At 74.6% G+C, this 25,169-nt stretch carries 24 protein-coding genes; 9 read left to right on the top strand and 15 right to left on the bottom strand.

The window, feature by feature from the left end; translation table 11 throughout:
• Nucleotides 1-50: 50 nt before the first annotated feature.
• Genes BMW62_RS02390 through BMW62_RS02380 form a run of 3 tightly spaced genes read right to left on the bottom strand, consistent with a single transcriptional unit; the run spans nucleotide 51 to nucleotide 1,908 of the window.
• Complete coding sequence (locus BMW62_RS02390) at nucleotides 51-698, bottom strand: HAD-IA family hydrolase (RefSeq protein ID WP_091929249.1); 648 nt, start codon at nucleotides 696-698, stop codon at nucleotides 51-53.
• Nucleotides 695-1,198, bottom strand: a complete 504-nt coding sequence (locus tag BMW62_RS02385) for a tRNA adenosine deaminase-associated protein (RefSeq protein WP_091929248.1) — start codon at nucleotides 1,196-1,198, stop codon at nucleotides 695-697. The genes BMW62_RS02390 and BMW62_RS02385 overlap by 4 nt, the downstream gene beginning before the upstream one ends.
• The gene (locus tag BMW62_RS02380) at nucleotides 1,195-1,908 is read right to left on the bottom strand and encodes an O-methyltransferase (protein ID WP_244523789.1); all 714 of its coding nucleotides are present in this window, start codon (nucleotides 1,906-1,908) and stop codon (nucleotides 1,195-1,197) included. Before BMW62_RS02380 ends, BMW62_RS02385 begins: the two co-directional genes overlap by 4 nt.
• Between BMW62_RS02380 and BMW62_RS02375 the strand changes: the two genes are divergently transcribed.
• Together BMW62_RS02375 and BMW62_RS02370 are read left to right on the top strand one after the other, a co-directional pair.
• Nucleotides 1,907-2,866, top strand: coding sequence for a prephenate dehydrogenase (locus tag BMW62_RS02375; RefSeq protein WP_244523788.1), 960 nt, complete (start codon nucleotides 1,907-1,909; stop codon nucleotides 2,864-2,866). The two genes, BMW62_RS02380 and BMW62_RS02375, sit on opposite strands and share 2 nt — an antisense overlap.
• 58 nt (nucleotides 2,867-2,924) lie before the next feature.
• On the top strand, nucleotides 2,925-3,158 hold the full coding sequence (locus tag BMW62_RS02370) for a DUF2630 family protein (protein WP_091929246.1): 234 nt from the start codon (nucleotides 2,925-2,927) through the stop codon (nucleotides 3,156-3,158).
• Between the two features lie 159 nt (nucleotides 3,159-3,317).
• Here BMW62_RS02370 and BMW62_RS02365 read toward each other — a convergent pair whose 3' ends face one another.
• The gene (locus BMW62_RS02365; protein ID WP_091929245.1) at nucleotides 3,318-4,538 is read right to left on the bottom strand and encodes a PucR family transcriptional regulator; all 1,221 of its coding nucleotides are present in this window, start codon (nucleotides 4,536-4,538) and stop codon (nucleotides 3,318-3,320) included.
• Between the two features lie 346 nt (nucleotides 4,539-4,884).
• On the opposite strand from BMW62_RS02365, the gene BMW62_RS02360 reads away from it, so the two are divergent.
• The 7 genes from BMW62_RS02360 (at nucleotide 4,885) to BMW62_RS02330 (ending at nucleotide 13,121) form a co-directional block, all read left to right on the top strand.
• The gene (locus BMW62_RS02360) at nucleotides 4,885-5,754 is read left to right on the top strand and encodes an ABC transporter ATP-binding protein (protein WP_091929244.1); all 870 of its coding nucleotides are present in this window, start codon (nucleotides 4,885-4,887) and stop codon (nucleotides 5,752-5,754) included.
• Nucleotides 5,747-6,511 carry an ABC transporter ATP-binding protein gene (locus tag BMW62_RS02355; RefSeq protein ID WP_091929243.1) on the top strand — a complete coding sequence of 255 codons (765 nt, stop codon included), beginning with the start codon at nucleotides 5,747-5,749 and terminating at the stop codon, nucleotides 6,509-6,511. The genes BMW62_RS02360 and BMW62_RS02355 overlap by 8 nt, the downstream gene beginning before the upstream one ends.
• 34 nt (nucleotides 6,512-6,545) lie before the next feature.
• Entirely contained in the window at nucleotides 6,546-7,430 is an 885-nt protein-coding gene (locus BMW62_RS02350) for a branched-chain amino acid ABC transporter permease (RefSeq protein ID WP_091929242.1), read from the top strand.
• A gap of 2 nt (nucleotides 7,431-7,432) precedes the next feature.
• Complete coding sequence (locus BMW62_RS02345; protein WP_244523787.1) at nucleotides 7,433-8,617, top strand: branched-chain amino acid ABC transporter permease; 1,185 nt, start codon at nucleotides 7,433-7,435, stop codon at nucleotides 8,615-8,617.
• A gap of 122 nt (nucleotides 8,618-8,739) precedes the next feature.
• On the top strand, nucleotides 8,740-10,071 hold the full coding sequence (locus tag BMW62_RS02340; RefSeq protein ID WP_091929240.1) for an ABC transporter substrate-binding protein: 1,332 nt from the start codon (nucleotides 8,740-8,742) through the stop codon (nucleotides 10,069-10,071).
• Nucleotides 10,072-10,378: 307 nt separating this feature from the next.
• Complete coding sequence (locus BMW62_RS02335; protein WP_091929239.1) at nucleotides 10,379-11,365, top strand: UDP-glucuronic acid decarboxylase family protein; 987 nt, start codon at nucleotides 10,379-10,381, stop codon at nucleotides 11,363-11,365.
• A gap of 157 nt (nucleotides 11,366-11,522) precedes the next feature.
• Nucleotides 11,523-13,121 carry a substrate-binding domain-containing protein gene (locus tag BMW62_RS02330; RefSeq protein WP_244523786.1) on the top strand — a complete coding sequence of 533 codons (1,599 nt, stop codon included), beginning with the start codon at nucleotides 11,523-11,525 and terminating at the stop codon, nucleotides 13,119-13,121.
• A gap of 64 nt (nucleotides 13,122-13,185) precedes the next feature.
• Here BMW62_RS02330 and BMW62_RS02325 read toward each other — a convergent pair whose 3' ends face one another.
• From BMW62_RS02325 to BMW62_RS02275, 11 genes are all read right to left on the bottom strand, one after another.
• On the bottom strand, nucleotides 13,186-14,154 hold the full coding sequence (locus tag BMW62_RS02325; protein WP_091929237.1) for a glycosyltransferase family 9 protein: 969 nt from the start codon (nucleotides 14,152-14,154) through the stop codon (nucleotides 13,186-13,188).
• Between the two features lie 85 nt (nucleotides 14,155-14,239).
• Nucleotides 14,240-15,604 carry a D-glycero-beta-D-manno-heptose 1-phosphate adenylyltransferase gene (gene rfaE2 / locus BMW62_RS02320; protein WP_091929236.1) on the bottom strand — a complete coding sequence of 455 codons (1,365 nt, stop codon included), beginning with the start codon at nucleotides 15,602-15,604 and terminating at the stop codon, nucleotides 14,240-14,242.
• The gene (locus BMW62_RS02315; RefSeq protein WP_091929459.1) at nucleotides 15,601-16,290 is read right to left on the bottom strand and encodes a D-sedoheptulose-7-phosphate isomerase; all 690 of its coding nucleotides are present in this window, start codon (nucleotides 16,288-16,290) and stop codon (nucleotides 15,601-15,603) included. Before BMW62_RS02315 ends, rfaE2 begins: the two co-directional genes overlap by 4 nt.
• 52 nt (nucleotides 16,291-16,342) lie before the next feature.
• Nucleotides 16,343-17,587 carry a glycosyltransferase gene (locus tag BMW62_RS02310; RefSeq protein ID WP_091929235.1) on the bottom strand — a complete coding sequence of 415 codons (1,245 nt, stop codon included), beginning with the start codon at nucleotides 17,585-17,587 and terminating at the stop codon, nucleotides 16,343-16,345.
• Nucleotides 17,584-18,567, bottom strand: coding sequence for a glycosyltransferase (locus tag BMW62_RS02305; RefSeq protein ID WP_091929234.1), 984 nt, complete (start codon nucleotides 18,565-18,567; stop codon nucleotides 17,584-17,586). Before BMW62_RS02305 ends, BMW62_RS02310 begins: the two co-directional genes overlap by 4 nt.
• Nucleotides 18,564-19,640 (bottom strand): glycosyltransferase family 9 protein, encoded by a 1,077-nt coding sequence (locus BMW62_RS02300; RefSeq protein WP_091929457.1) that lies wholly within the window; start codon nucleotides 19,638-19,640, stop codon nucleotides 18,564-18,566. Before BMW62_RS02300 ends, BMW62_RS02305 begins: the two co-directional genes overlap by 4 nt.
• The gene (locus BMW62_RS02295; RefSeq protein WP_091929458.1) at nucleotides 19,637-21,127 is read right to left on the bottom strand and encodes an HAD-IIIA family hydrolase; all 1,491 of its coding nucleotides are present in this window, start codon (nucleotides 21,125-21,127) and stop codon (nucleotides 19,637-19,639) included. The genes BMW62_RS02300 and BMW62_RS02295 overlap by 4 nt, the downstream gene beginning before the upstream one ends.
• A gap of 481 nt (nucleotides 21,128-21,608) precedes the next feature.
• Nucleotides 21,609-22,286, bottom strand: coding sequence for a 3-oxoacid CoA-transferase subunit B (locus tag BMW62_RS02290; protein ID WP_091929233.1), 678 nt, complete (start codon nucleotides 22,284-22,286; stop codon nucleotides 21,609-21,611).
• Nucleotides 22,283-22,948 carry a 3-oxoacid CoA-transferase subunit A gene (locus tag BMW62_RS02285; RefSeq protein ID WP_091929232.1) on the bottom strand — a complete coding sequence of 222 codons (666 nt, stop codon included), beginning with the start codon at nucleotides 22,946-22,948 and terminating at the stop codon, nucleotides 22,283-22,285. Before BMW62_RS02285 ends, BMW62_RS02290 begins: the two co-directional genes overlap by 4 nt.
• A 69-nt stretch (nucleotides 22,949-23,017) precedes the next feature.
• Nucleotides 23,018-24,706: a tripartite tricarboxylate transporter permease gene (locus BMW62_RS02280; protein ID WP_091929231.1), complete on the bottom strand. Its 1,689-nt coding sequence runs from the start codon at nucleotides 24,704-24,706 to the stop codon at nucleotides 23,018-23,020.
• 3 nt (nucleotides 24,707-24,709) lie between these two features.
• Nucleotides 24,710-25,162: a tripartite tricarboxylate transporter TctB family protein gene (locus tag BMW62_RS02275; protein ID WP_091929230.1), complete on the bottom strand. Its 453-nt coding sequence runs from the start codon at nucleotides 25,160-25,162 to the stop codon at nucleotides 24,710-24,712.
• Nucleotides 25,163-25,169: the final 7 nt, after the last annotated feature.

Here is a 25,169-nt window from a genome sequence, read left to right as displayed (position 1 = left end):
GCCACCGCACTCAGAGGCAGAGCGCGGCGGGAGCACCCCCCGGAGCGCCGTCACGCGGCGCCGTCCACCCGGAAACCGACCAGCTCGGACAGCTCGGCCAGGGCGACGGCGGGATCGACCACCTTGATCGTCGAGAAGCCCACCGCCCGGGCGGGCTTGAGGTTGATGCCCAGGTCGTCGAGGTAGGCGCAGTGGGCGGCCTCGATGCGCCGCCCGACGGCCTCGGAGAGCCGGTCGAGCGCCCGCCGGTAGATCTCCGGCTCGGGCTTGCGCACGCCCTCGACCGACGACTCGACGATCGCGTCGAACAGGCCGAGCACGTCGTCCAGCCGGCCGCCGCGCTCCATCGGCGCCACGTTGTTCGACAGCAGCGCCAGCGGCAGCCCGGCCTCGCGCAGCCGGCGCACCGCCGCGATCATCGCCGGGCGCAGCTCCCCCTGCAGCGCGGCCAGCACCCGCGCGGCCTCGATCCGGTGCCCCAGCGCCGCGGCCTCGGCCTCGAAGGTGGCGGAGAACCCGGCGACGTCGAGCTCGTTGCGCTCGTACCGGGCCCAGGCGTTCGTGTCCGGGTCGGTGGAGTTCAGCTGCCGGATCAGCCCCTCGGGCACCCCGGCCTCCCGCTCGTAGGCGGCGAAGGCGGTCATCGGGCTCTCGGTGAGCACCCCGCCCAGGTCGAACACCACCGCGGTGACCGTCACGAGGTCACCGCCGCGGCCAGCTCGTCGGCGAAGCCCAGCCGGGTGGCGATCCGGCCCACCATCTCGTCGGCCCACAGGTCGTCGGCGGTCACGATCGGTCGCAGCTCCTCGGCGGGCAGCCCGTCGTCGGCGAACAGGTCCAGGTCGCCGCCGGGCCAGCCGGTCTCGTCGTCGTCGAAGGCGCCCTCGGTGTCGACGCCGATGCCGTAGCGCTCGACCACCTCGGCCGCGAGCACCCACTCCAGCATCGTGGCATCGGAGATGAGCGCGCGGACCATGCCCCCGGGGCCGTGCCGCAGCGCGACGAAGTACAGCCGCGAGTCGACGACGAGCACGAACGGCGGCGGCCAGCCCGCGCTGCCCGGGTCGCCGAGCGCCCGCTCCAGGACCGGCAGCTCGTCGCCGGCGTCGGCGGCCAGCAGCTCCACCTGCCAGCGGGCGCCGGCCCGGCTGACCCGGACCGCGTAGCTGGCCGGTCCCTCCACGGCACCCTGGCTCATCGCTTGCGCAGCATGGTCAGCCCGTCGGAGAGCGGCAGCAGCGCCGTCTCCCACCGCGGGTCGGCGGCCAGCGCGGCGTTGAGCTCCACCAGCGCGCGGTCGGACTCGTCGGCGGGGTCCAGCACCCGGCCCGACCAGAGCGTGTTGTCCAGCAGCACCACGCCGTTCGCCCGCATGCGCGGGTGCAGCTCCTCGACGTAGGCGGCGTAGCCGGTCTTGTCCGCGTCGACGAACGCCAGGTCGAAGGTCTCCTCGGCCGGCAGCGAGCGCAGCGTGGGCAACGCGTCGCCCAGGCGCAGCTCGATGCGGTCGGCGACCCCGGCCCGCTCCCAGTACCGCCGCGCCACCGCCGTCCACTCCTCGCTGTTGTCCAGGCACAGCAGCGTGCCGCCCGCCGGCAGTGACCGGGCGATGCAGAGCGCCGAGAAGCCGGTGAAGGTGCCGATCTCGATCGCCGTCCGGACGCCCAGCGCCGCGGTGAGCAGCCGCATCAGCACGCCCTGCTCGGGGGCGATCTGGAGCGTGGGCGAGGCCTCGCCGCGCTCGGCCATCTCCGCGGTCTCCCGGATCAGGTCGGCCATCACCTCGTCCACGGCATCGGAGGAGGCGCGGACGTAATCGGCGAGCTCGGGGGTGAGCAGGAACGACCGGGGCGTCATGGCGCGTGGGGAGGCCGGAGCGGGCAGGTCGGCGTCATAGCCTCTGATCATGGCCGATACCGCTGGACCCGGGGCCGCCCCCGTCGGCGGTGCGCCGTCGTTCCCGGTCCCGACCATGCCCGCTCCCCCGGTCGGCGTCGTCGGGCTGGGCCAGCTCGGCGGGTCGCTGGCCGCCGCGCTGGCCGCCGCCGGGCGCCCGGTGTCCGGCTGGGACGTCGACCCCGCGGCCCGCGACGCCGCCGCCGCGCGCGGGGTGCGGATCACCCGCGAGCTCTCCGGCGTCGTCGTGCTGGCCGTGCCGCTGCCGGCGATGGCGACCGCGCTGGACGGGCTGGTGGTCGATGCCGACGCGACGGTGACCGACCTCGGCTCGGTGAAGGTGCCGGTGCTGGACGCGCTGGGCCCGGTGCTGGGCCGGCGCTTCGTCGGCGGCCACCCCATGTGCGGCACGGAACGGTCCGGCCACGGGGCCACCGACCCGCAGTTGTTCGCCGGGGCCCGCTGGGCGCTCTGCCTGGAACGCGACACCGAGCTGCCGCGGTGGCTGCGCGTCGCGGAGGTGGCGCTCGCCGTCGGCGCGGAGGTCGTGCCCGTCACCGCCGCCGAGCACGACGACGCCGTCGCCGCGATCAGCCACGTCCCGCACCTGCTCGCCGCCGCGCTCGCCGGCGCGGCCGCCGAGGCCGGTCCGCTCGCCCTGGCGCTGGCGGCCGGCAGCTTCCGCGACGGCACCCGGGTCATCGGCAGCGACCCGTCCTTCGTGACCGCCATGGTGGAGGGCAACGCCGGCCCCACGGCCGAGGCGCTGGAACGGGTCCGCGCTCAGCTGGCCCGCCCCTGGCCCGACCTGGTGGCCACCGGTCACGCCGTCGCCACCCGGGCGGCCGACCGCCGCACCGTCCGGGTGCCGCTGGAGCGGGCCGCCCTGCTGGCCCTCGGCCGCGCGGGCGGGGCGGTGCACCGCCGGCTGGCCGCCTTCGTGGAGGGCTGGGTCCCCGGGGAGGGCTGACCGCCCCGGGCACGGCAGTTCCGGTTTCGCGCCCGCGTCCCCGGGCACGCACCCGGGCATGGACGAGCAGGACATCTTGAAGCGCATCCACGCCCTCGTGGACGAGGAGCACGCGCTGCGCGAGAACAGCGAGCACACCGACGAGACGCGGGCTCGCATGGGCAAGCTCGAGGCCGACCTCGACCAGTGCTGGGACCTGCTGCGGCAGCGCCGCGCCAAGCGCCAGTACGACGAGGACCCCGACGAGGCCCAGGCGCGCCCCGAGCAGCAGGTCGAGAGCTACCTGCAGTAGGAGACCCGCCCGCCCACCGCCGGCGCGCTCGCGGCGGGGCCCTGCAGGAGGGCCGCGAGCCGGCAGCAGGCCTGCTCCGCCGACGGTCGCGCTCTGCCCCGCCGGAGTGGGCAGAGAGAGACTGCCCGCAGAGGGTCCCCAGTCCTGCGGCGATGGCGCCTATGCGGAGCGGCGGGCGGGCTGGGCGTGCTCGGTGCCCAGCAGCGCCAGCTGCCAGAGCAGCCGCGACCGCGGGTCGGTCACCTTGCGGTCCGTCACCGACTCGATGCGCCGAAGCCGGTGCATCACGGTGTTCCGGTGGCAGTACAGGGCGTCCGCGGCCCGCGTCGGCGAGCCGTCGGTGGCGAGGAAGGCCGCGAGGGTGTCCAGCAGCACGGCGCGCTCGTCCTCGGGCAGCTCCAGCAACCCGCCGAGCGACTGACCCACGAGCCGGGAGCTGATCTCGGGCGAGTTGCTCAGCAGCGCCTCGGGGAGCCGGTCGTCGATGCTCACCACGCAGCTCACCCCTGCCGGGAGCGTGCGCACCGCGGTCTCGGCCAGCCGGTAGGCCGTGCCGACCGCCGGCGCACCGTCCACGACGTCGGACACGCCGACCGGGCCGTGCGCCGTCCCCCGCAGCAGGGCCAGCAGGTCACCGAGGCGGGTGGCACCCAGCCCGACGAGCCCCACCTGCGCGTCGCCGCGCACGCCCCACGTCGAGCGCACCCCCCGCTTGAGCAGCGCCTCCCCGGGCGAGCGCAGCGCCAGGACGCCGTCGGGCCCCGGCAGCGCCACGACCGCCATGAGCCGCCCGTCCAGCGGGACGCCCAGGATCTCCGCGGCGGCCCGCACGAACGCCGGGTCGCTGCCCCGGCCCTCCAGCAGCCCGTCGAGCGCCTGCTGGCGGGCCCGCTCGTCGACGCCCTCCAGGCGCCGCTGCTCCAGCCGGTAGCCCTCGGCCAGGGCGGCGCACTCGGCGTCGTTGGTCCGCCAGACCGACCCGGCCACCTCGAGCAGGAGCGTGTCGTGGTGCGCGGTGCCGTCGCGGGAGACCGCCAGCAGCGTCTCCCAGGTCACCTGCCCGCCCAGCCGGTAGGCCCGGAGCACCGCCTCCAGGGGAAGCCCCTGGGCGGCCCGCCGCGCACCCACCGCCCGGGCCGAGGCCAGGTGCGGGGTCCCGCTGCCCGCGGCGGCGGCCATCAGCGAGCGCAGCCCGCCCTCGAGGTTCGACCGGGTGGAGTCCCGCAGGTCCTGCTCGGACTCCTCGACCAGCTCCCGGTAGGCGGGCTCGGTGCGCACCAGCACGTCGACCATGCGATCGGTCATCGCGTCGAGCTGCTCCAGCAGCCGCGGCGCCAGCTCGGCGAGCCTCGTCGCCACCTCCGGGCGGAAGGGCTGCACTCGTCGACCTCCTCCTGGCGCACCGCTGACAGCACAACACGGCGAGCGCGCAATTGTGCTCTGCGCCCATTGTGCGGTCGACCCCGTGCGGACACGCGCGGCGGGGCGCAGTCGTGACCCAATCGAGGCCGGGATCGACCGCCCGCGACGTGGCCGTGCGGGCCCGCGAGCGCCGCCCGATATCGACCTGGCAACAGGTCGACACACAGCACAACACGCTCTTGTGATCGCTGTGCGGTGCGCCCATTGTGACGGGTGACACGGGCGGGCAGGCTCAGCGGGACGTACTCGCGACCCGACCGTCACCACCCGCGTCCGGGTGGTGCCGCACCGATGCAGAGGAGCAGTGGGCCCCTTGGCGCAGCCGACCGGCAGCCAGCGAACACCGGAGAAGACGCCCACCGCCCGGCTCGAGATGACCGGGATCAACGTCGCCTTCGGCGGCGTGCTGGCCCTCACCGACGTGTCCGTGACCGTCGAGCCGGGCCAGGTGCACGGCCTCATCGGCCCCAACGGGGCCGGCAAGACCACCCTGTTCAACGTCGCCTGCGGCCTGGTCCGCCCGACGTCGGGCCGGATCGTCTGGCGGGGCGAGGAGATGCGCCGGCTCAAGCCGAGCAAGCTCACCTCCCTGGGCATCGCCCGCACGCTGCAGGGCGTCGGTCTCTTCCCCGGCATGACCGTGCTGGAGAACGTCATGGTCGGGGCGCACCGCCACGCCCGCGCCGGTTTCGCCTCGGCCCTCTTCGCCCTGCCGACGTCGGACAAGGACGAGCGGCTGCTGCGCGAGCGGGCCATGCGCGCGCTGACCGAGCTCAACGCCGCGCACTACGCCGGCCGCTACCCCGGCTCGCTCCCCTACCCGGTGCAGAAGCGGGTCGCGCTGGCCCGGGCGCTGGTCGCGGAGCCGGAGCTGCTGCTCCTCGACGAGCCCGCCAGCGGTCTGTCCGAGGACGAGATGCACGAGCTCGGCGAGCTGATCCGCTCGGTGGTCGGCCGGATGAGCGTGCTCCTCGTCGAGCACCACATGGACCTGGTCATGCGGGTCTGCGACCGGATCACCGTGCTCGACTCCGGCAAGCAGATCGCCGCCGGCACGCCGGCCGAGGTCCAGGCCGACCCCGCCGTGACCGAGGCCTACCTCGGCGACGCGGTCGACAGCGAGACCGACGCCGCCGAGCTCACCCACGCCGAGGGAGGACGCCCCCATGCCTGACGCCCACGGCAGCACCGCCCTGTCGGCCACCGGTGGCACCAGCACCGCCACGCGCCTGCTCGAGGTCGAGGGCCTCACCTCCGCCTACGGGCCGGTCCGCGCCCTCGACGGCGTCAGCCTGGCGGCCGAGACCGGGCGGATCACCGCCGTCCTCGGCGCCAACGGGGCCGGCAAGACCACCCTGCTGCGCACCATCAGCGGCCTCGTCCGCCCGGTCTCCGGCCGCGTCGTGCTCGACGGCGAGGACATCACCAAGGCGCCGGTCGAGTCGATGGTGGCCAAGGGCATGGCGCACGTGCCCGAGGGCCGCGGCGTCATCGCCGAGCTGACCGTCGACGAGAACCTGCGGGTCGGATCGCTCTTCCGCGGCAAGGTCGACCGGAGCGAGTTCGACCGGGTCTACGACCTGTTCCCGCGCATCGCCGAGCGGCGGAACAACGCCGCACACACGCTCTCCGGCGGTGAGCGGCAGATGCTGGTCATCGGCCGCGCGCTGCTGGCCAAGCCGCGCATCCTGCTGCTCGACGAGCCCTCGCTGGGCCTGGCCCCGCGGATCGTCGCCCAGATCTTCGGGCTGCTCCGCCAGCTGGTCGACTCCGAGGGGCTCTCGGTCCTGCTCGTCGAGCAGAACGCCCGCAGCGCCCTGTCGGTCGCCGACGTCGGCGTCGTCCTCAACCTCGGCAAGGTGGTCGTCACCGACTCCGCCCGCACGCTGATGGCCGACGAGGACCTCCGGCACGCCTACCTCGGTTTCTGACCCTCCCCGCACAGCCAGGAAGGCTTCCTCCTCCGTGGACTACTTCGTCAACGTGACCCTCACCGGGTTGACCCAGGGCATGATCTACTCGGCCTTCGCCCTGGCCCTGGTGCTCATCTGGCGATCGACCCGCATCGTCAACTTCGCCCAGGGCTCGATGGCCGCCGCCACCACGTTCATCGCCCTGGCCCTGATCCAGGCCGGCCAGTCCTACTGGGTCGCCCTGATCGTCGCCCTCGCCTCGGGGTTCGTCCTCGGGGCCATCGTCGAGCGGGTGATCATCCGCCCGGTCGAGGGCGGGCCCGAGCTCAACGCCGTCATCGTGACCCTCGGGCTCTTCGTCGCCATCCAGGCGTCCATCGCGATCATCTTCGGCTCGTCGTTCCAGTCCTTCCCGACGCCGTTCGGCGTGCGCGGCCTGGAGGTCGGTGGCTCGACGATCCCGCTGACCCCGACCAGCCTGTACGTCATCGGCTCGGTGCTGGTGGTCATGGCGCTGCTGGTCGCGCTCTTCCGGTTCACCCGCATCGGCCTGGCCATGCGCGCCTCGGCGTTCAGCCAGGAGGTCGCCCGGCTGCTCGGCGTCAAGGTGGGCGGCATGCTCACCCTCGGGTGGGGCCTGGCCGCCGTCGTCGGCTCGCTCTCCGGGCTGCTGATCGCCGGCGGCACGTTCGTCTGGCCGGCCTACATGGACGCGCTGATCGTGTTCGGCTTCGTCGCCGCGATCATCGGCGGCCTCGACTCGCCGGTCGGCGCGATCGTCGGCGGGCTGATCCTCGGCCTGGCGCTCAGCTACGTGAGCGGCTACGCCCCGCGCGGCAGCGCCCTGGTCAACATCTCCGCCCTGGTCATCCTGATCGTCGTCCTGCTGGTGCGACCCGGCGGTCTGTTCAGCAGCACCACGGCTCGGAGGGCATGACGATGAGCGACCTGCAGAGCCCCGCTTCCACCGGCACCGCCGGCAAGGCCAGCGACGACGCCCCGGTCAAGGCGACCGCCGGAGGGGATGCGCCCTCGGGCCCGGCGACGTCCGGCCGCTCGTTCCTGCCGCAGTCCACGCTGCTGCGCCACCTGCTGGTGCTCGCGGTCTGCGCCGTGCTGGCGGTGGTGATCCTGGAGATCACCAGCCCGTTCCAGAACTCGCAGCTGGCGACGCTGACCTACTACGCGATCGCCGCCGGCGGACTGACCGTGCTCACCGGCATGAACGGCCAGATCTCGCTCGGGCACGGTGCGCTCATGGCGGCCGGCGCCTACACGACGGCGCTGTTCCTCGACGCCGAGGAGCCGCTGCCCCTGCCGGTCATCCTGCTGGCCGCCGTCGTGGTCGCCACGGCGATCGGCGCCCTCGTCGGAGTGGCCGCCGCCCGCCTGCACGGCCCCTACCTCGCCGGCGCGACGCTCGCCCTCGCGGTCGGGCTCCCCGGTCTGGCGATCTACTTCCACGACGTCTTCGGCGGCGAGCAAGGCCTGCGGGTGCGCGCTCCGCAGTCGCCGGAGTGGTTCGACGGCTTCATCGACGCCGTCTCGGGCAACTCGGCCTCGAGCACCAAGTGGCTGGCCTACGTCGGCGCGATCTGCCTGTTGATCACCTACTTCTTCCTGGCCAACCTGATCCGCAGCCGCATCGGGCGGACCTGGCGGGCGGTGCGCGACCAGGAGGTGGCCGCCGAGCTGGCCGGGATCAACCTCGGGGCCTGGCGGGTGCTGGCCTTCGTCGTCAGCGCCGCGGCGGCCGGGCTCGCCGGCGGCGTGCTGGCCATCGTGGTCCGGCTCGCGGCCCCCAGCGGCTTCACCATCGTGCTCTCGCTGGCGCTGCTCACCGCCATCGTCATCGGTGGCCTGGGCAGCCTGGTCGGTGCCCTGCTCGGCTCGGCGCTGCTGGTCTTCCTGCCGCCGTTCGTCACGAACCTCGGCGGCGACTTCGGGCTCAGCCAGACCGAGGCCGCCCAGCTCGCGCCGTTCGTCTACGGCGTCGTGCTCATCGTGGTGATGATCTTCGTCCCGGCCGGCTTCGTGGGCACCATCCGCCTCCGCTGGATGACCCGCAAGGCCAAGCGAGCCATGGCCCAGGCCGGTGCCGACGGCGCGAGCAGCAGGGGGTGAGGGCGACCCCCTCCATCCGCCGCACGCGACACCCCCACCCGCACCACCCCCCACCGACTCCCGGGCACAGATGCCCGGGCCGCACCAGAGGAGCACCGTTGTCCAGATCCTCCCGACGTCTCATGACCACGATCGCCGCGGCGACCGTCCTGTCCACCGTCGCCGCCTGCGGCGGCAGCGATGACAGCGGCGGCGGCTCCGCCGGTGGCGGGGGCGGGGGCGAGAACGAGGCCTCCGACATCGGCGTCACCGAGAACTCGATCCGCCTCGGCGCCCACTACCCGCTGACCGGTGTGGCCGCCCCCGGCTACAGCGAGATCCCCACCGGCGTGCAGGCCTACTTCGAGTGCCTGAACCAGGCGGGCGGGATCTACGACCGGGAGGTCGAGTTCATCTTCCGCGACGACGCCTACAACCCGACCCAGACCGCGCAGGTCACCAACGAGCTGGTCCTCCAGGACGAGATCTTCGCGATGATGGGTGGCCTGGGCACCCCCACGCACAGCGCCGTGGTCGACTTCCTCAACGACGAGGGCGTCCCGGACCTGTTCGTCGCGTCCGGCTCCCTGACCTGGGGTGACGAGCCCGAGACCTACCCGTACACCTTCGGCTGGCAGACCGACTACATGAGCGAGGGCAAGATCATCGGCGAGTACATCGCCGAGAACTTCCCCGACGCCCAGGTCGGGCTCTTCCTCCAGGACGACGACTTCGGCGAGGACGGCGAGGCCGGCATCCGCCAGTACATCGACGACCAGATCGTCGCGGCCGAGCGGTACACCCCGGGCAACACCAACGTCGGCCCGCAGATCGCGGCACTGCAGGCGGCCGGTGCCGACTTCGTCGTCGGGTTCAACGTGCCCAGCTACACCGCGCTCTCGCAGCTGACCGCCCTGCAGCTCGGCTACGACCCGCAGTGGTTCTACTCCAACGTGGGCTCGGACCCGACGCTGGTCGGCGGCCTGCTGAACCGCTTCAGCGAGGGCCAGGTCTCCGACGCCAGCCTGCTCGACGGCGCGCTGACCACCGGCTACCTGCCGACGGTCGACCAGACCGACAACCCGTGGATCCAGGAGTTCCAGCGGATCTGGGACGAGTGCGGTGGCGAGGGCGAGCTGACCAACTACCGCGTCTACGGCATGGCCCAGGCCTACACGACGGCTCAGGCGCTGCAGGCGGCCGGTCAGAACCCGACCCGCGACGGCCTGGTCGAGGCCATCGAGACCGCCGGCAGCGAGTGGGAAGGCCCGGTCTTCGCGCCCTTCCGCTACTCGGAGGACAGCCACATGGGCACCAGCGGCATGTCCATCGAGCGCATCGTGGGCAACGGCTCGGAGGAGGTCCAGCCGGTCCGGGTGACCGACATCGGTGACGCCCCGATCGAGGAGTTCGACCGCGAGCCGGCCACCCCGCCGGCGAACGCGATCCCCGACGAGGAGTCCGTGGTCGACTGATGAAGCACCCCCTGCCCCCCACCGCTCGCTAGCTCGCGGGCGGGCCCTGCAGGGGGCCAGCACCTCACCGGCGGGCCGCCGGTCTCCTCTCGGAGACCGGCGGCCCGTCCGCGTCAGGGGGCGCAGCGCGGACCACGCTCCCCGGCACCGGGGCCGCGGTCGTCCGCGCACCGCAGGGCTCCGGCACCGCCCGGAGCGCGGAGAACACTTCGCTCTCGAAGTGTGTGCGGAGTTGATCTACGGGTAGGACGCCCGCCAGGTGCGTCCGCAGGCGTGCGCACCGGATGGAGCGCAGGAGGGCGACGGCATGGTCGACGGACCGGTACGCGGGGCACGGAGCATCCGGCGGGCGGTGGTCACCGGCGGTGCGGGGTTCCTCGGCTCGCACCTGTGCGAACAGCTGCTGGACCGCGGCGTCGAGGTCGTCTGCCTCGACAACTTCCTCACCGGCGCTCCCGAGAACGTCTCGCACCTGATGGAGCACCCGGGGTTCCGGCTGGTCCGCTGCGACGTCACCGACTACGTGCACGTCCCCGGCCCGGTGGACCTGGTGCTGCACTTCGCCTCGCCGGCCAGCCCGATCGACTACCTGAAGATGCCGATCGAGACCCTCAAGGTCGGCAGCCTGGGCACCCTGCACACCCTGGGCCTGGCCCACGAGAAGGGTGCCCGGTACGTGCTGGCCTCCACCTCCGAGGTCTACGGCGACCCGCTGCAGCACCCGCAGACCGAGGAGTACTGGGGCAACGTCAACCCGGTCGGCCCGCGCGGCGTCTACGACGAGGCCAAGCGGTTCAGCGAGGCGATGACCACCGCCTACCGGACGTCGAAGGGCACCGACACCGGCATCGTCCGGATCTTCAACACCTACGGTCCCCGGATGCGCGCCGACGACGGCCGTGCCATCCCCGCCTTCGTCAACCAGGCGCTGGACGGCCGGCCGCTCACCGTCGCCGGGACGGGCTCGCAGACCCGCTCGATCTGCTACGTGGACGACACCGCCGCGGGCATCCTGGCGCTGGCGTTCTCCGACCACCCCGGGCCGGTGAACATCGGCAACCCCGACGAGCTGTCGATGCTGGCGCTGGCCCGCTGGATCGTGGAGCTCACCGGGTCGGGCTCCCCCGTCGACCACATCCCCCTGCCCGTCGACGACCCCAAGGTCCGGCGCCCCGACACCACCCGCGCCGAGCAGCTGCTCGGCTGGCGCCCCCGGGTGACCTCCGAGGAGGGGCTGCGCCGCACCGTCGACTGGTTCGCCGCCCAGCGGACGGCCGCGGCACCGACCGGCTGACGGTCCGTCACGACTCGTGCGACGAGTGTCACCCCGACGCGACGCGGGACACATCTAATCTGGAACGGCGAGCTCTGGGGGAGCCGCACCCACCCCGAGTCGACCTCAGAGAGCGAGCATGGGCCGTCACGCAGATCCCGCAGCCACGCGCCGTCCGGTGCCTCCCGTTCTCGTCGCCGCCGGCCTCGCGATCGTCCTGGTCCTCGGTGGCCTGGTCTGGTGGCTGGCCGGGAGCGGTGGCTGTGACGAGGACGTCACCGTCGACGTCACGGTGGCCCCGGAGCTCGGCACGCTGACCGAGGAGCTGCTGAGCTCGGTCGAGTCACCCGACGACGCGCTCTGCGTCAGCGCGGAGGTGACCGCCCAGCAGCCGCTCCAGACCGCGGGTGACCTGGGCGCGCTCGACGAGGGCTCCCTGCCCGACGTGTGGGTGCCCGATTCCTCGCTGTGGCCGGCCCGCGTCGCCGGCGGTGCCGAGCTGGAGCCGGTGGGCTCGATGGCGCTCTCCCCCGTCGTCCTGGCCACCAGCGAATCGGTCATCGACGAGCTCGGCTGGACGGGCGAGGGCCCGGGCTGGGCCGAGGCGCTGGGCACCGGACGGCCGCTGGCCGTCCCGGACCTCGCCGCCAGCGCCGAGGCGCTCTCCGCGCTGGCCGCGGTGCGCACCGCCCTGGGTGGGGACGCCGACGCCGACAACGCCGTGGTGGCCGCGGTGCTCGCCGCCGCCCGCAGCACCGAGCTCACCGCGGGCGAGGCGCTGACCGCCGGCAGCGAGGGCGGCTCCGAAGCCCCGCTGGTGCCGGTCAGCGAGCAGGAGGTCTACGCCATCCACCAGGAGGCCGAGGACTCCGCTCTGCTCGCCGTCTACCCCGCCGAGGGCTCCCCGGTGCTCGACTACCCGGTGCTGCGGGTGGGTTCGCCCACCGGCGCCCAGGCCCGCGCCGTCGAGATCGTCACCGACCGGCTGCTGTCCGAGGAAGCGCAGGCGGCCGTCCGGGACGCGGGCTTCCGCGGGCCGGAGGGCGACGCCCCGCCCGGCGCCGGCGCCGGCGCCGGGATCGCCGAGGCGGCCCCCGAGGTGCTGGCCCTGGACGCCCCGCAGGTGCAGGGTCTGCTGACCCGGCTCTCCAGCCTGGCCGCGCCGTCGCGCGTCCTGACGGTGTTCGACGTCTCCACGTCCATGGAGGCGCCGGTCAACGGGGGCACGCGGGCCACCCTCGCCCGCGACGCCGCCAGGAGCACGCTCTCCCTCGTCCCCGACGACTACGCCCTGGGCATCTGGGCGTTCGCCTACGAGCTGGACGGCGAGCAGGACTGGACCGAGCTGGTGCCCACCCGCGAGCTGGACGCCGTCGTCGACGGCGAGACGCAGCGCGCCGTCCTCGACGAGCAGCTGCAGACCATCCCCGAGCGGCTGACCCCCGGCGGGACCGGGCTGTACGACACCACGCTGGCCGCCGTGCGGGCCGCGCGGGAGAACTACGACCCGACGGCGGTGAACAGCGTCCTCGTCGTCACGGACGGCACCAACGAGGACGACGCCGAGGGGACCAGCCTGGACAACCTGCTGATCACGCTGGCCGCCGAGGCCGACCCCGACCGGCCGGTCAAGGTGATCGGGGTGGCGCTGGGGCCGGACGCCGACCTCAGCGCGCTCGAGCAGATCGCGGAGGCCACCGGCGGCGCGGCGTACTCCGCCGTCGAGGAGGAGGACCTGCAGATGGTCCTCTTCGACGCCCTCCGCCAGCGCTCGTGACATCGTCGTCCTCCGGACGACACCGCGACCAGGTGCCGTCCCCCGGCGGCGTGGAGCCGCTGCGTCACGCCTGCGCGGACCCCTCCGGGATCCACTCGGCGTGACCGGGCAGGAGCTCGTCGAGTGCCCCCTCCACCTGGTCGACGGTGATGCGGGCCAGGGCGGGATCGAGGTCGGTGCCCCACGGGTCGCCGGTGCCGTCGCCGTGCCAGAGCACCACGTGCTGCGGGCGCGGCGGCGGCCCCCACAGCGCCGGTGGCACCGGGCCGAAAAGCACCACGGACGGTCGCCGGTAGGCGGTGGCCAGGTGCGCGACGCCGGTGTCGCCGCACACGACCACCCGCGCCGCGGCCACCACCGCCGCGAGCTCCACGGACGTCGTCCGGCCGGCCAGCACGGCCGACTCCGGCAGCCCGGCCGCCGCGGCCACCGACCGGGCTAGCTCCACCTCCGCCGGGCCGCCGGTGATGCGCACGTCGTGGCCGCGGGCGGCGAGGTGGCGGGCGACGGCGGCGAAGCGGTCGGCCGGCCAGCGGCGGCCGGGGAACGCCGCCCCCGGGTGCACCACGGTGGCCCCGCGCACCGGCGGCGGCGCGGCGGGCACGGCGATGTCCAGCGCGTCGGGATCGGCGTCGACTGCGAGTCCCTCGGAGACCAGCCGGCACCAGCGCCGGACCTCGTGCTCGTCGGGGTACCAGGTGGGTCCGGGGTAGCCTGGGCCGGCGAAGGTGAGCAGCCGCTGCGGGTGCAGGTCGGCGACGACCACGTGCGAGGCCGGGCCCTTGCCGTGGAGGTCGACGGCGAGCTCCGGCGGCGGCCCCGACCAGTCCAGCGGCTCCAGCTCGCGGGCGGGCAGCACCTCGTCGACGGCGTCGATGAGCGCGGCCAGCGGCTGCAGCGCCGTCGTCGTCGCCAGCACCAGCCGGTGCCCGGGCACGGCCGCCCGCACCGCCCGGATGGCCGGTACCCCGGTGAGCAGGTCGCCCAGCCCCAGCGGCCGCAGGACGACCGCCGCGGGCGCCTCGACGCTCACCGGCCCCTGGCATAGGAAGCTTTACCTGCGGAAACGGGGGCGGATCCACACGTAAAGCTTCCTATGCCTGTCAGCACGGCGTGCCTCATACGCGCGAGCGCTCGACCAGGGCCGTGGTCGAGTGGCCGTCCAGGTAGGGCAGGACGACGGCCTGTCCACCCCAGGAGCGCAGCACCTCGGCCTCGGGCAGGTCCGCACCGGCGTAGTCGCCGCCCTTGGCCCAGACGTCGGGGCGCAGCCGGTCGAGCACCTGCGTGGGGGTGTCCTCGTCGAAGACCACCACCGCGTCGACGAACTCCAGCGCCTCCAGCACCCGGGCGCGGTCGGGGGCGGTCACCAGCGGCCGCGACGGGCCCTTGAGCCGGCGCACCGAGTCGTCGGAGTTGATGCAGACGACGAGGCAGTCGCCCAGCCCGCGGGCGGCGCGCAGCGTGGCGACGTGCCCGGGGTGCAGCAGGTCGAAGCAGCCCCCGGTGGCGACGACGGTGCCCCCGGCGGCGCGCACCCGCGCGATGACGGCCTCGGCGCCGGGCTCGGGGGCCACCGCCTCGACCCGCTCGTCGGCGTCCCAGGCGGTCGCTCCCCCGCGGGCGACGAACGCCGAGGCGAAGGCCACCGCGGCGGCCACCGCCTCGCCGGTGACCGCGCCGTCGGCGAGGGCCAGCGCCGCGGCGGCGGCGAAGGAGTCCCCGGCGCCGCAGGGGTCACCGCCGGTGACCGCGACCGCGGGCACGACCATCGGTGCACCGGTGCCGTACGAGAGCAGCGCGCCGCGGGCGCCCATCGTCACCGCGACCGCGCCCACGCCCCAGTGCCGGATGAGCGCCTCCGCTCGGGCACCGACGGCGGCCAGGCCCTCGCCGTCCACGGCCGGGACCACCCGGGCCGCCTCCGCGCCGTTGGGCGTGACCAGGCGGGCGCTGGGCACCGGGTCGGCGCCCCGCGGGTGCGGGTCCCAGACGACGGGGCCGCGGGCCTCGGCCAGGGCCGCGCGCACCGCCGGGTCGACCGTCGTCCCCCGGCCGTAGTCGGCGACGAGGACGGCGGCGGCGTCGCGGATCGCGGCGGCGGCCGCGGCGGGGAGCTCGCCGAGCACGGCGACCGCCGCGCCGCTGTCCAGCCGGGCAACGGAGTGGTCGCCGACGCGCACCCGCTGCTTCACGGCGGTGCCCCCGGTGGCCGGGATCTCGACCAGGCGGACGCGGCTGGCGAGCAGGGCGCGCAACCGGTCGGCGTCCTCGTCGGAGTCCAGCGGCGCCACGAGCACCACCTCGCGGGACCCCGCCGCGGCCGCGATGACCGCCGCGAGCGCGGCGCCCCCCGGGCGTTCCCGCCGTTCGACGTCCTCGACCACGGGCACCGGGGCGTCGGGGGTCAGCCGCGACGCGGTGCCGACCAGGTCGACGTCGAGCAGCGCGTCCCCGACGACGACCAGCGGCCGGGCGCTCACGTCGCCGCCTCGAACGACGGCCCCGCGGGCACCCGCGGCGGGGCGGCGAGCACGGCCGCGTCGAAGGCGGCGCAGACCAGGTGCAGGGCGGCCAGGTGGCACTCCTGCACGGTGGCGGTCCACGGGGAGTCGATGCAGACCGCGTCGTCGGCCGCGGCGGCCAGCGGGTTCGGCGCCGGCCCGGTGATCGCCAGCGTCGTGATGCCGCACTCGCGGGCCCGCCGGGCGGCGGCGACCGCGTTGGGCGAGCGGCCCGACGTCGACAGCAGGACCAGCACGTCACCCGCCCGGCCGTGGGCCTCCACCTGCCGGGCGAACAGCTCGTCGGCCGGGTAGTCGTTGGCGATCGCGGTCAGCGAGGAGGTCTCCGCGGTGAGGCAGATGGCCGAGAAGGGCGGGCGGTCGGCGCGGTAGCGGCCCACCAGCTCGGCGGTGAGGTGCTGGGCCTGGGCGGCGCTCCCGCCGTTGCCTGCGGCCAGCAGCCGGCCGCGGGACGGCCCGCAGAGGACGTCGGCCAGCAGCCGGCCCCAGCGGTCGAGCGCCGGCAACTGGTCCTCCAGCGAGCGCAGCGCGTTCCGCAGCGAGGCGACGTGGTCGGCCCCGGTCAGGTGGGTGCAGGTGTCCGGCGCCGGGACGTCGCGCTGCGCCACGACGTTCTCGAAGAAGGAGTGCGGGGTGACGCTCATCGACCCACCTCCGGTGTAGGAACGGGACGGCTTCGCCGTGCTGTCGAGCACATCACCTGGCGACCTCCACGGGACGGTGCCGGGTGAGCACCTGGCGGTAGACGGTTTCGGTGTCGGCGACGACGCGGGCCCAGCGGTAGCGGGTGCGGGCCCGCTTCACGCCCGCGGCGCCGTAGGCGGTGCGGCGCTCGTCGTCGGCGAGCAGCGCGGCGAGCACCGCGCCGAGGCGCTCGGGCTCGCGCGCCGGGACGAGGTCGCCGGTGACCCCGTCGACGACGGTGTCCTGCAGCCCGCCGACGGCCGTGGCCACGACGGGCCGGGCGCAGGCCATCGCCTCCAGCGGCGTGATGCCGAAGGGCTCGTACCAGGGGACGGCGAGGACGACGTCGGCCGAGCGGATCCAGGCCGGGACGTCGGCACGGGCGACGGCCCCGGTGAACACCAGGCGGTCGGCGACCCCGGCCTCGCCGGCGATGGCGCGCAGCCGGCGCACCTCGCGGTCGGCGTCGAGCTCCCCGGCCGGGGGGCCGCCGACCACGACGAGCTCGGCGTCGGGCACCGCGCGCAGCGCCCGGACGGCGTCGTCCTGGCCCTTGCGCTCGACCAGCCGGCCGAGGACCAGCAGCCGCTGCCGCTCACCCCGCGGGGCCACCGGGCCGCGGGGCGTGAACACCGCGGTGTCGACGCCGCAGGGCACGATCGAGACGCGGTCGCTGGGAAGCCCCAGGCGGCGCAGCTCGAACACCTCGTCGGAGCAGGTGGCCACCACGTGGGCCACGTCGCGGCAGAGCCCGCGCTCGAGGTCGATCCGCTCGGCCGGGGAGGTGTCGGCGTCGCCCTGGTGCCGGCGCTTGACCGAGCCCAGGGCGTGGAAGGTCTGCAGCACCGGCACGGGGGCGAGCAGGCTGGCCGACGCCTCCACCGAGGCCAGGCCGCTCATCCAGAAGTGCGCGTGCACGACGTCGGGGGGCTGCGCCGCCCAGCCGTGCCGCAGCACCCGCGCGAAGGCGGGCATGTGCTGGAGCAGCTCGTCCTTGGGCAGCGGTTCGGCCGGCCCCGCGGTGACGTGGACGACGTTGTAGCCGTCCTGCACCACGACCCGCTCGGGCAGCGACGCGTCGTCCCGGCGGGTGTGCACGGTGACCTCGTGCCCGCGCTGCGCGAGCCCCGCGGCGAGGGCCGCGACGTGCACGTTCTGCCCGCCGGCGTCGACGCCGCCGATGGCGGCGAGCGGGCTGGCGTGCTCGGACACCAGGTCGATCTTGAACCGGTACGGACCCAGCTGGTCGGTCCTCATCGGGTCACCTCCTCGAGCAGCGCGTCCCAGTCGCGCAGGAAACGGTCGAGGCCGTAGCGCTCCAGGGCGGCGGCGCGCGCGGCCTTGCCGGCCAGCCGGGCGGCGTCCTCGTCGTTCAGGAACTCGCGCACGGCGGCCCACAGCCGTTCGGGTCGGGTGGAGACCACCCCGGCCTCGGTGGGCACCGCCTCGACCACCTCGGTGGTGGCCAGCGCGACCACCGGCATGCCCAGGTGCATGGCCTCCAGCAGCGAGAGGCCCAGCGACGTCCAGCGCACCGGATGCACGTACAGCCTGCGGCGGGCGAGCTCGGCGTGCATGGCGTGCTGGGGCGGATCGTCGAACAGGGTCACCCGCGCCGGGTCCAGCCCGTACTGCTCGTGCAGGCCGGTGAGCCCCATGCCGAAGACGTCGAGCGGCGCGGCCGCGGCGAGGCCGGGCAGCAGGTCGGCGCCGACGGTGCGCCCCCGGCGGACCGGCTCGTTGGTGACGACGGCGGCGCGGGCCAGCTCGCCGGTCCACCGCTCCCCCGGGTCGACGATGCCGTGCTCGATCACCGTCGTCGTCGCCCGGCCGTTGTCGTAGAACAGCTCGTTGAAGTGCGTGACGTGCGCGATCGGGATGTCGTCGCGGTCGGCGACCGGGTGCCGGGTGTGCGGGACCGGTCCGTCACCAGGCTCCAGGCCGGGCGCGTTGTGCTCGAGGAACACCGCCGGCAGATCGCGGCCGGGCTCGCGCCCGAGCCACTCGCGGCACAGCTCGAGATCGCGCCGGCGCTGCAGCACGACGACGTCGGGCTGCTCCTCCTCCCGCAGCTGGGCGGGGGTGACCTCCCGCGCCGAAACCGGCCAGTCCCACGTCCGGGCCCGGCCCAGGCCGTCGCCGTCGCGTCCCGGGGTCACCGGGAGCAGGTACTCGTGGCGACCCTGGACGAACGCCGTCGTCCAGGAGCCGTGCACGTGCCAGATCAGGATCTTCACGCTCTCACCTGGATGCTCGTCGCCGCCTCTCGGGCTGCGGCAGGGATGCGGTCGACGGCCGGCTGCTGGACCGTGAGCAGTTTCTCCACCGCGGCGACCACGTCGGACGCGGTCACCTCGGTGAGGCAGGGGTGGCCGGCCACGGGGCACTCGCGGGCCCGGGTGCCGGCGCAGGGTGCCGACTGGTCGCCCAGCAGCACGCTGGGCACGCCGTAGGGCGCCCAGCGGGCGGCGGGGACCACCGGCGAGAACAGCGAGACGACGGGGGTGCCGACGGCGGCGGCCAGGTGCGCCGGGCCGGTGTTGCCGACGACGACCGCCGCGGCGCCGTCGAGCAGCGCAGCCATCTCGGCCAGCGAGGTCGCCCCGCCGAGGTCGACGCCGCGGTTCCCGGCCACGGCGGCGGTGAGCGCCCGCTCCCCCGGCCCACCGGTGACCAGCACCCGGTGTCCGGCGTCGGCGAGCGCCTCGACCGCCTCGGCGCAGCGCTGCGCGGGCCACGCGCGCGCCGGCACGGAGGCGCCGGGGTGCAGGACGACGTAGCCGGGTCGGTGCGCCACCGGGGGCAGGGGTCGGCGCACCTCCAGCCGGCCCTCGTCCCCGGGCGGGAGCTCGAACCCGGCCGCTCGGGCCAGGGAGAGCGCCCGCTCGGACTCGGGCAGGTCGTCGTCGACCCGGTGGCGGACGTCGAGCAGCGTGCCGGGGTAGTCCACGCTGATCGCCGAGATGCGGGGCACGCCCGCCGACCGCAGCACCAGCGCCAGGGGCAGGGGCGACTGGTGGAACGACGTCGAGACGACCGCCTCGTCGGGCGCGAGCGCCCGCACGCGGTCGGTGAGCGCGGCGAGGTCGTCGGCGTCGACCGGCGGCGGGTCGCCGAGGATCCACGGGCATGACCAGGTCCACACCTCGTCGACGCCGGGCAGCAGCTCCGCGGCGGCCGCACCGGCGGGCCCGGCGAGCAGCACCACGCGGCCGGCGCCGTGCGCGACGGCGCGCACGAGCGGGCCCTGCAGGAGGACGTCGCCGGCGTTGTCCAGCCGGGCGACCAGGACGGTCCGCGGGGCGCTCACCACAGCCCGGCCAGGACGTCGTCGACCGCGTCGGGCAGGCTCGCGGCCCGCTGCGGGGCCGCCGCCACCTCCTCGCGGCGGGTGACCGGGGTGGGCACCAGGATGCCGCGGGCACCGGCCGCGGCGGCCGCCTCGACGTCGGCACCGATGTCGCCGATCACGACGCAGCGGGCCGGGTCGACGCCGAGCTCGGCGCAGGCGGCCAGCACCATGCCGGGCGCGGGCTTGCGGCAGGCACAGCCGTCGTCCGGACCGTGCGGGCACACCTGGACCGTCTCGAAGGGGCCGAGCAGCTCGTCGAGCCGCTTCATGCAGGCGTCCACCTGGTCGGGGGTGATGAGCCCGCGGGCCACGCCGGACTGGTTGCTCACCACGCCGACCCGCACGCCACGGGCGCGCAGCCGGTCGAGAGCCTGCTGCGCACCGTCCACCGGGCGCACCCAGTCCGGGTCGCCGTTGTAGGGGAAGTCGTGCACCAGCGTGCCGTCGCGGTCGAGGAGCACCAGGTCGGGCAGGCCGCGCCAGCGCGGCACGCCCACGTGCTGGACGACGCCGCGCAGCCAGTGCCAGGTGGCCAGCGGCGGGATGAGCGCGCTGGTGGCCAGCATCGTCGTCACCTCGGCGCGGTCGCGCGGGCCGGGCGCGATCCGCCGCCAGGCGAACTCGGCGGTGCCGGCGGCCCAGGCGGCCGCGGCAGCCAGCGCGGCCCGGGGCCGGCCGGCGGCGGCCAGGCCGACGGCGGCCAGCGCGGCGGCGGTGACCGCGGTGTGCTGCGGACGGCGGCCGAGCGCGGCGACGGCACGGTCCCGCCAGCCTGGCCCGTGCAGCCGGCGCATGAGGACGTCGTCGGCGTTGCCGGCCTGCACCCGGACGCTGACCCAACGGTCCGCGGGCCGGACCGGGTGGGTGATCCACCGCTCCCCGCGCACCAGCCGGGAGCCGGTGTCCATGACCCGCAGGGCGAGGTCGGAGTCCTCGCGGAAGGCGCGGGGGAAGCGCTCGTCGAAGCCGCCGACCGCGGTGAGCGCGCTGCGGCGGTAGGCGAGGTCGGCGGTGATCCAGCTGGAGGTGGCCAGCCCCGCGGTGCCGCGTTCCCAGTCGCTGGGCCGGCGGTCCTCGGGCAGCGGTACGCGCACCCGGCCCTGGCTGCCGGCGACGTCGTCGGGCAGGTCGGCGAGGTCGGCCGCGAGCCGCTCGTACCAGTCGGGGTCGGTCACCACGTCGTCGTCGAGGAAGGCGATCCACTCGGTGCGGGCGGTGCGCCACCCGAGGTTGCGGGCCCGGGCGGGGCCCCCTCCCCCGGTGCGCACCACGCGGACCGGCGGCAGGCCGGGGCGGTCGGGGTCCAGCGGCTCGCCGGTGGGGCGGTCGTCGACCACGACGAGCTCGGCCGGGCGGGGGCCCGGGGCAGCGGCCAGCGCGTCGAGCAGGACGTCCAGCGAGGGACGTCCGATCGTCGGCACGACGACGGTGCACTGCGCGAGCATGATCGCGTCCTGCCCGTTCTCGTACCGGCGAAACACTACGGGCTTGAAGTGTCCGCGGCCGGCAGGTGGACGGGGAACCCCGGGCGCTGCGCCCGCGCCCGCCGGAGCCCGGACCGGACCACCTGCCAGAGACGGGCGCGACCGTGGGAGGTGCCCCAGGGCAGTAGCGTTCTGCCCACCCCGGCGGGGCAGAGGGCCACTGCCCGCAGGACAGGTACGGCGCCCCGCGGCGCCGAAGCACCATCCCGGCGCAGCACCGCCGGGAACGGGGTCGACGACGCCGGCCAACCGCCGCCGCAGGCCGCGCCGGAGAAGGTGTTCCGGGAGGAGTAGCGCTCTGCCCACCCCGGCGGGGCAGAACGCTACTGCGCAGGGAACAGGTAGGGCCCGGGGAACAGGTCGGCGGCGAGCGCGGCCGCGAGTACCGGACCGGCGGAAAGCACCCCGGCCCGGCCGGAGTCCGGCGCGGCGCCCGAGCGGGTCAGCGGCCGGTGGGTGCCAGGACCGCGACCTCCTCGGCGTAGGCCAGCGGCGCAGCGGTGCGCCGCTCCAGCTCCTCGCGGGTGAGCCCGGCGACCATCTCGCGCACCAAGAAGCCCGAGGAGGTGACGTCGATGACCGCGAGCTCCGTGTAGATGCGGTCGACCACCTGCGCGGCGGTCAGCGGGTAGGTGCACTCCGGCAGCAGCTTGGGCCGGCCGTCCGGCGTGGTGTGCATCATCAGCACCAGCACCCGCTTGGCGCCGACCGCGAGGTCCATCGCGCCGCCGACCGCCGGGGGCAGGTGCGCGTCGTCGGTCGCCCAGTTCGCCAGGTCGCCCTGCGCGGAGACCTGGAAGGCGCCCAGCACGGTCACGTCGATGTGGCCGCCGCGCATCATCATGAACGAGTCGGTGTGGTGGAAGTAGGAGCCGCCGGGAACCAGCGTGACCGGTGCCTTGCCGGCGTTGATCAGCTCCCAGTCCTCCTCCCCCGCAGCTGGTGCGGGCCCCATGCCGAGGATGCCGTTCTCGCTGTGGAAGACGATCTCCTTGCCGGCGGAGACGACGTCGCCGACCAGCGTGGGCATGCCGATGCCCAGGTTCACGTAGGAGCCGTCGGGGATGTCCTGGGCCACCCGGGCGGCCATGCCGGTGTGCGAGAGCGGGGTCGCGGTCATGCCGCCACCTCGACGACCCGGTCGACGAAGATGCCCGGGGTCACGACGGCCTCGGGGTCCAGCTCGCCCAGCTCGACGAACTCCCGCACCTGCACCACGGTGAGCCCGGCGGCGGTGGCCATGGTGGGGCCGAAGTTCCGGGCCGCCTTGTTGTAGACCAGGTTCCCCCAGCGGTCCGCGCGCAGCGCCTGGACCAGCGCGACGTCACCGCGCAGCGGCTCCTCGAAGACGTGCCGCCGTCCGGCGATCATGCGCACCTCCTTGCCGCGGGCCAGCAGCGAGTCGGCGCCGGCGGGGGTGAAGAAGCCGCCCAGGCCCGCTCCCGCGGCGCGCATCCGCTCGCTGAGGGTGCCCTGCGGCACGAGCTCGAGCTCGATGTCCCCCGCCCGGTAGAACTCCTCGAACCAGATGGAGCCGGCCGACCGCGGGTACGAGCAGATGATCTTGCGCACCCGCCGCTCGCGGATGAGCGCGGCGACGTCGGTCTCCCCGCTCCCGGCGTTGTTGGTGACGATCGTCAGGTCGCGGGCGCCCTGCTCCAGGAGCGCGTGCACCAGCTCGACCGGCACGCCGGCGGCACCGAACCCGCCCACGAGGACGGTCGCGCCGTCCGGCACGCCCGCGACCGCCTCGGCGAGCGACGCCACCCGCTTGTCGATCACTGCGCCCCCGATGGTCTGGCCGGTGCGGAGCGACCGGCTGCTGGCGGCGGTACCCGCCGCCGGGATCGGTCAGCCACGGTCAGGCCCCGGCCCCCCGTCCTGCGCCCCCGAGGCGGTCGAACCCGTCGCCCCGGTCGAGCCTGACCCGTCCCGCGGCGCTCCGGTCGTAGCGCCCTCCGTGTCGTCGGTGTTCTCCGCACCCGGCGTGCCCTCGGGCTCGGCGGTGGTGCCGGTCGCCGCGAGGTCCTCCTCGCCCGGCGTGGACGGGCGGCTGCGACGCCGCCGGCGACGGATGCCCTGGACGGTGCTCCAGATGATCACCAGGGCCATCAGGGCGAAGAGCGTCCCGGACATGGGGCGGGTGAAGAAGGTGGAGAACTCGCCGCCCGAGATCAGCATCGACCGGCGGAAGTTCGACTCGAGGATCGCGCCCAGGACGAAGGCCAGCACCAGCGGGCCGGGCTCGAAACCGGTCTTCTTCATCAGCCAGCCGATGACGCCGAAGACCAGCACGACCCACATGTCGAAGATGTCGTTGTTCACCGAGAAGACGCCGGCCATCGTGACCAGCAGGGCGAACGCCGCCAGGATGCCCGCGCGCACCCGCAGCAGCTGGACGAAGAAACCGACGAGCGGGATGTTCAGGATCAGCAGCATCAGGTTGCCGATGGCCATCGAGGCGATGACGCCCCAGAAGATCTCGGGCTGCTGGTCGATCAGCTGCGGGCCCGGCGTGATGCCCTGGATCAGCAGCGCACCGAAGATCAGGGCCAGGACCACGTTGGGCGGGATCCCGAGGGTGAGCAGCGGGATGAACGCCGAGGTGGACGAGGCGTTGTTCGCCGTCTCCGGCCCGGCGACGCCCTCGATGGCGCCCTTGCCGAACCGGGTCGGGTCCTTGGCCCGCCGCTTCTCGGTCGCGTAGGAGGCCAGCGAGGAGATGACGCCACCACCGCCGGGCAGCACCCCGATGAAGAAGCCCATCACCGACCCGCGGGCGATCGCACCCGAGGAGTCCCTGAGGTCCTTGCGGCTGGGCCAGATGTTGGAAATCTTGCTCTTGAGCGCCTGCGCCTTCTCGGTCTTCTCGACGTTGTAGAGGATCTCGCCGACGCCGAAGAGCCCCATCGCCACGGCGACGAAGTCGAAGCCGTCGAACAGCGAGATCGACCCGAAGGTGAAGCGGTTGGTCCCGGTGATCAGGTCCTGCCCGACCGTGGCCAGCAGCAGGCCGAGCGCTGCCATGGACAGGCTCTTCACCGGGTGCCGGGTGCCCAGGTAGGTGACCAACAGGATGCCCAGCGCGGTGAGGGCCACGTACTCCTGGGAACCGAACTCGACCGCCAGGTCGGCCAGCGGCGGCGCGAGGAGGACCAGCCCGATCACGGAGACCGTGCCGCCCACCCAGGAGCCGATCGCGGCGATGCCCAGCGCGGGGCCGGCCCTGCCCTGCTTGGCCATCTGGTAGCCGTCGAAGGTGGTGACGACCGAGGCTGCCTCGCCCGGGAGCTGCAGCAGGACGGAGGTGATCGTGCCGCCGTACATCGACCCGTAGTAGATGCCCGCCAGCAGGATGACGGCGGTGACGGGCTCGATCTCGTAGGTGATCGGCAGCAGCAGCGCGATGGTCGCCGTCGGCCCGAGGCCCGGCAGCACACCGATGACCGTGCCGATGAGCACGCCGATGAAGACGTAGAGCAGGTTCGTCGGGTCCAGCGCGACCGAGAAGCCCTGGCCGATGCCTTCGAGGATGCCCATGCCTCAGCTCCCGACCGGTGCGAAGACGATGCCGTCAGGGAACGGTACGGCCAGCGCCTCGACGAAGACGAGGTGGAACGCCAGCGCACCGAGCACCGCTAGCGGGACGGCCCAGCGCCACGGCTCGCGGGCGAAGATCCGCAGCCAGAAGAGCAGCATCAGGATGGCCGAGACCAGGAAGCCGATCGTCTCGAAGAGGACGATGAACACCGCGAGGCTGGCCAGCCCCAGGGCGATCCCGAGGGTGCCGCGGGTCCACGGCTCGTAGTCCTCGGGGTCGTCGATGAAGAGCAGCACGATCCCTGTCCCCGTGAGCAGCATCGCGACGATGAACGGCCACAGGCCGGGGCCGGGGGCGTTCAGCTCACCGAGGCCCAGGCTGCGGGCGCCCAGCATCCCCGCCACACCCAGGAGCACCAGGATCAGCGGCGCGAGCCGGTGCAACTGCTTCGTCATCAACTCT

Origin of the sequence: Blastococcus sp. DSM 46786, from assembly GCF_900109665.1 — a bacterium.
Taxonomy (GTDB): Bacteria; Actinomycetota; Actinomycetes; order Mycobacteriales; family Geodermatophilaceae; genus Blastococcus; species Blastococcus carthaginiensis.
Note: the sequence above shows the minus strand (reverse complement) of the source record. Positions and strands in the feature narration are given on the sequence as shown.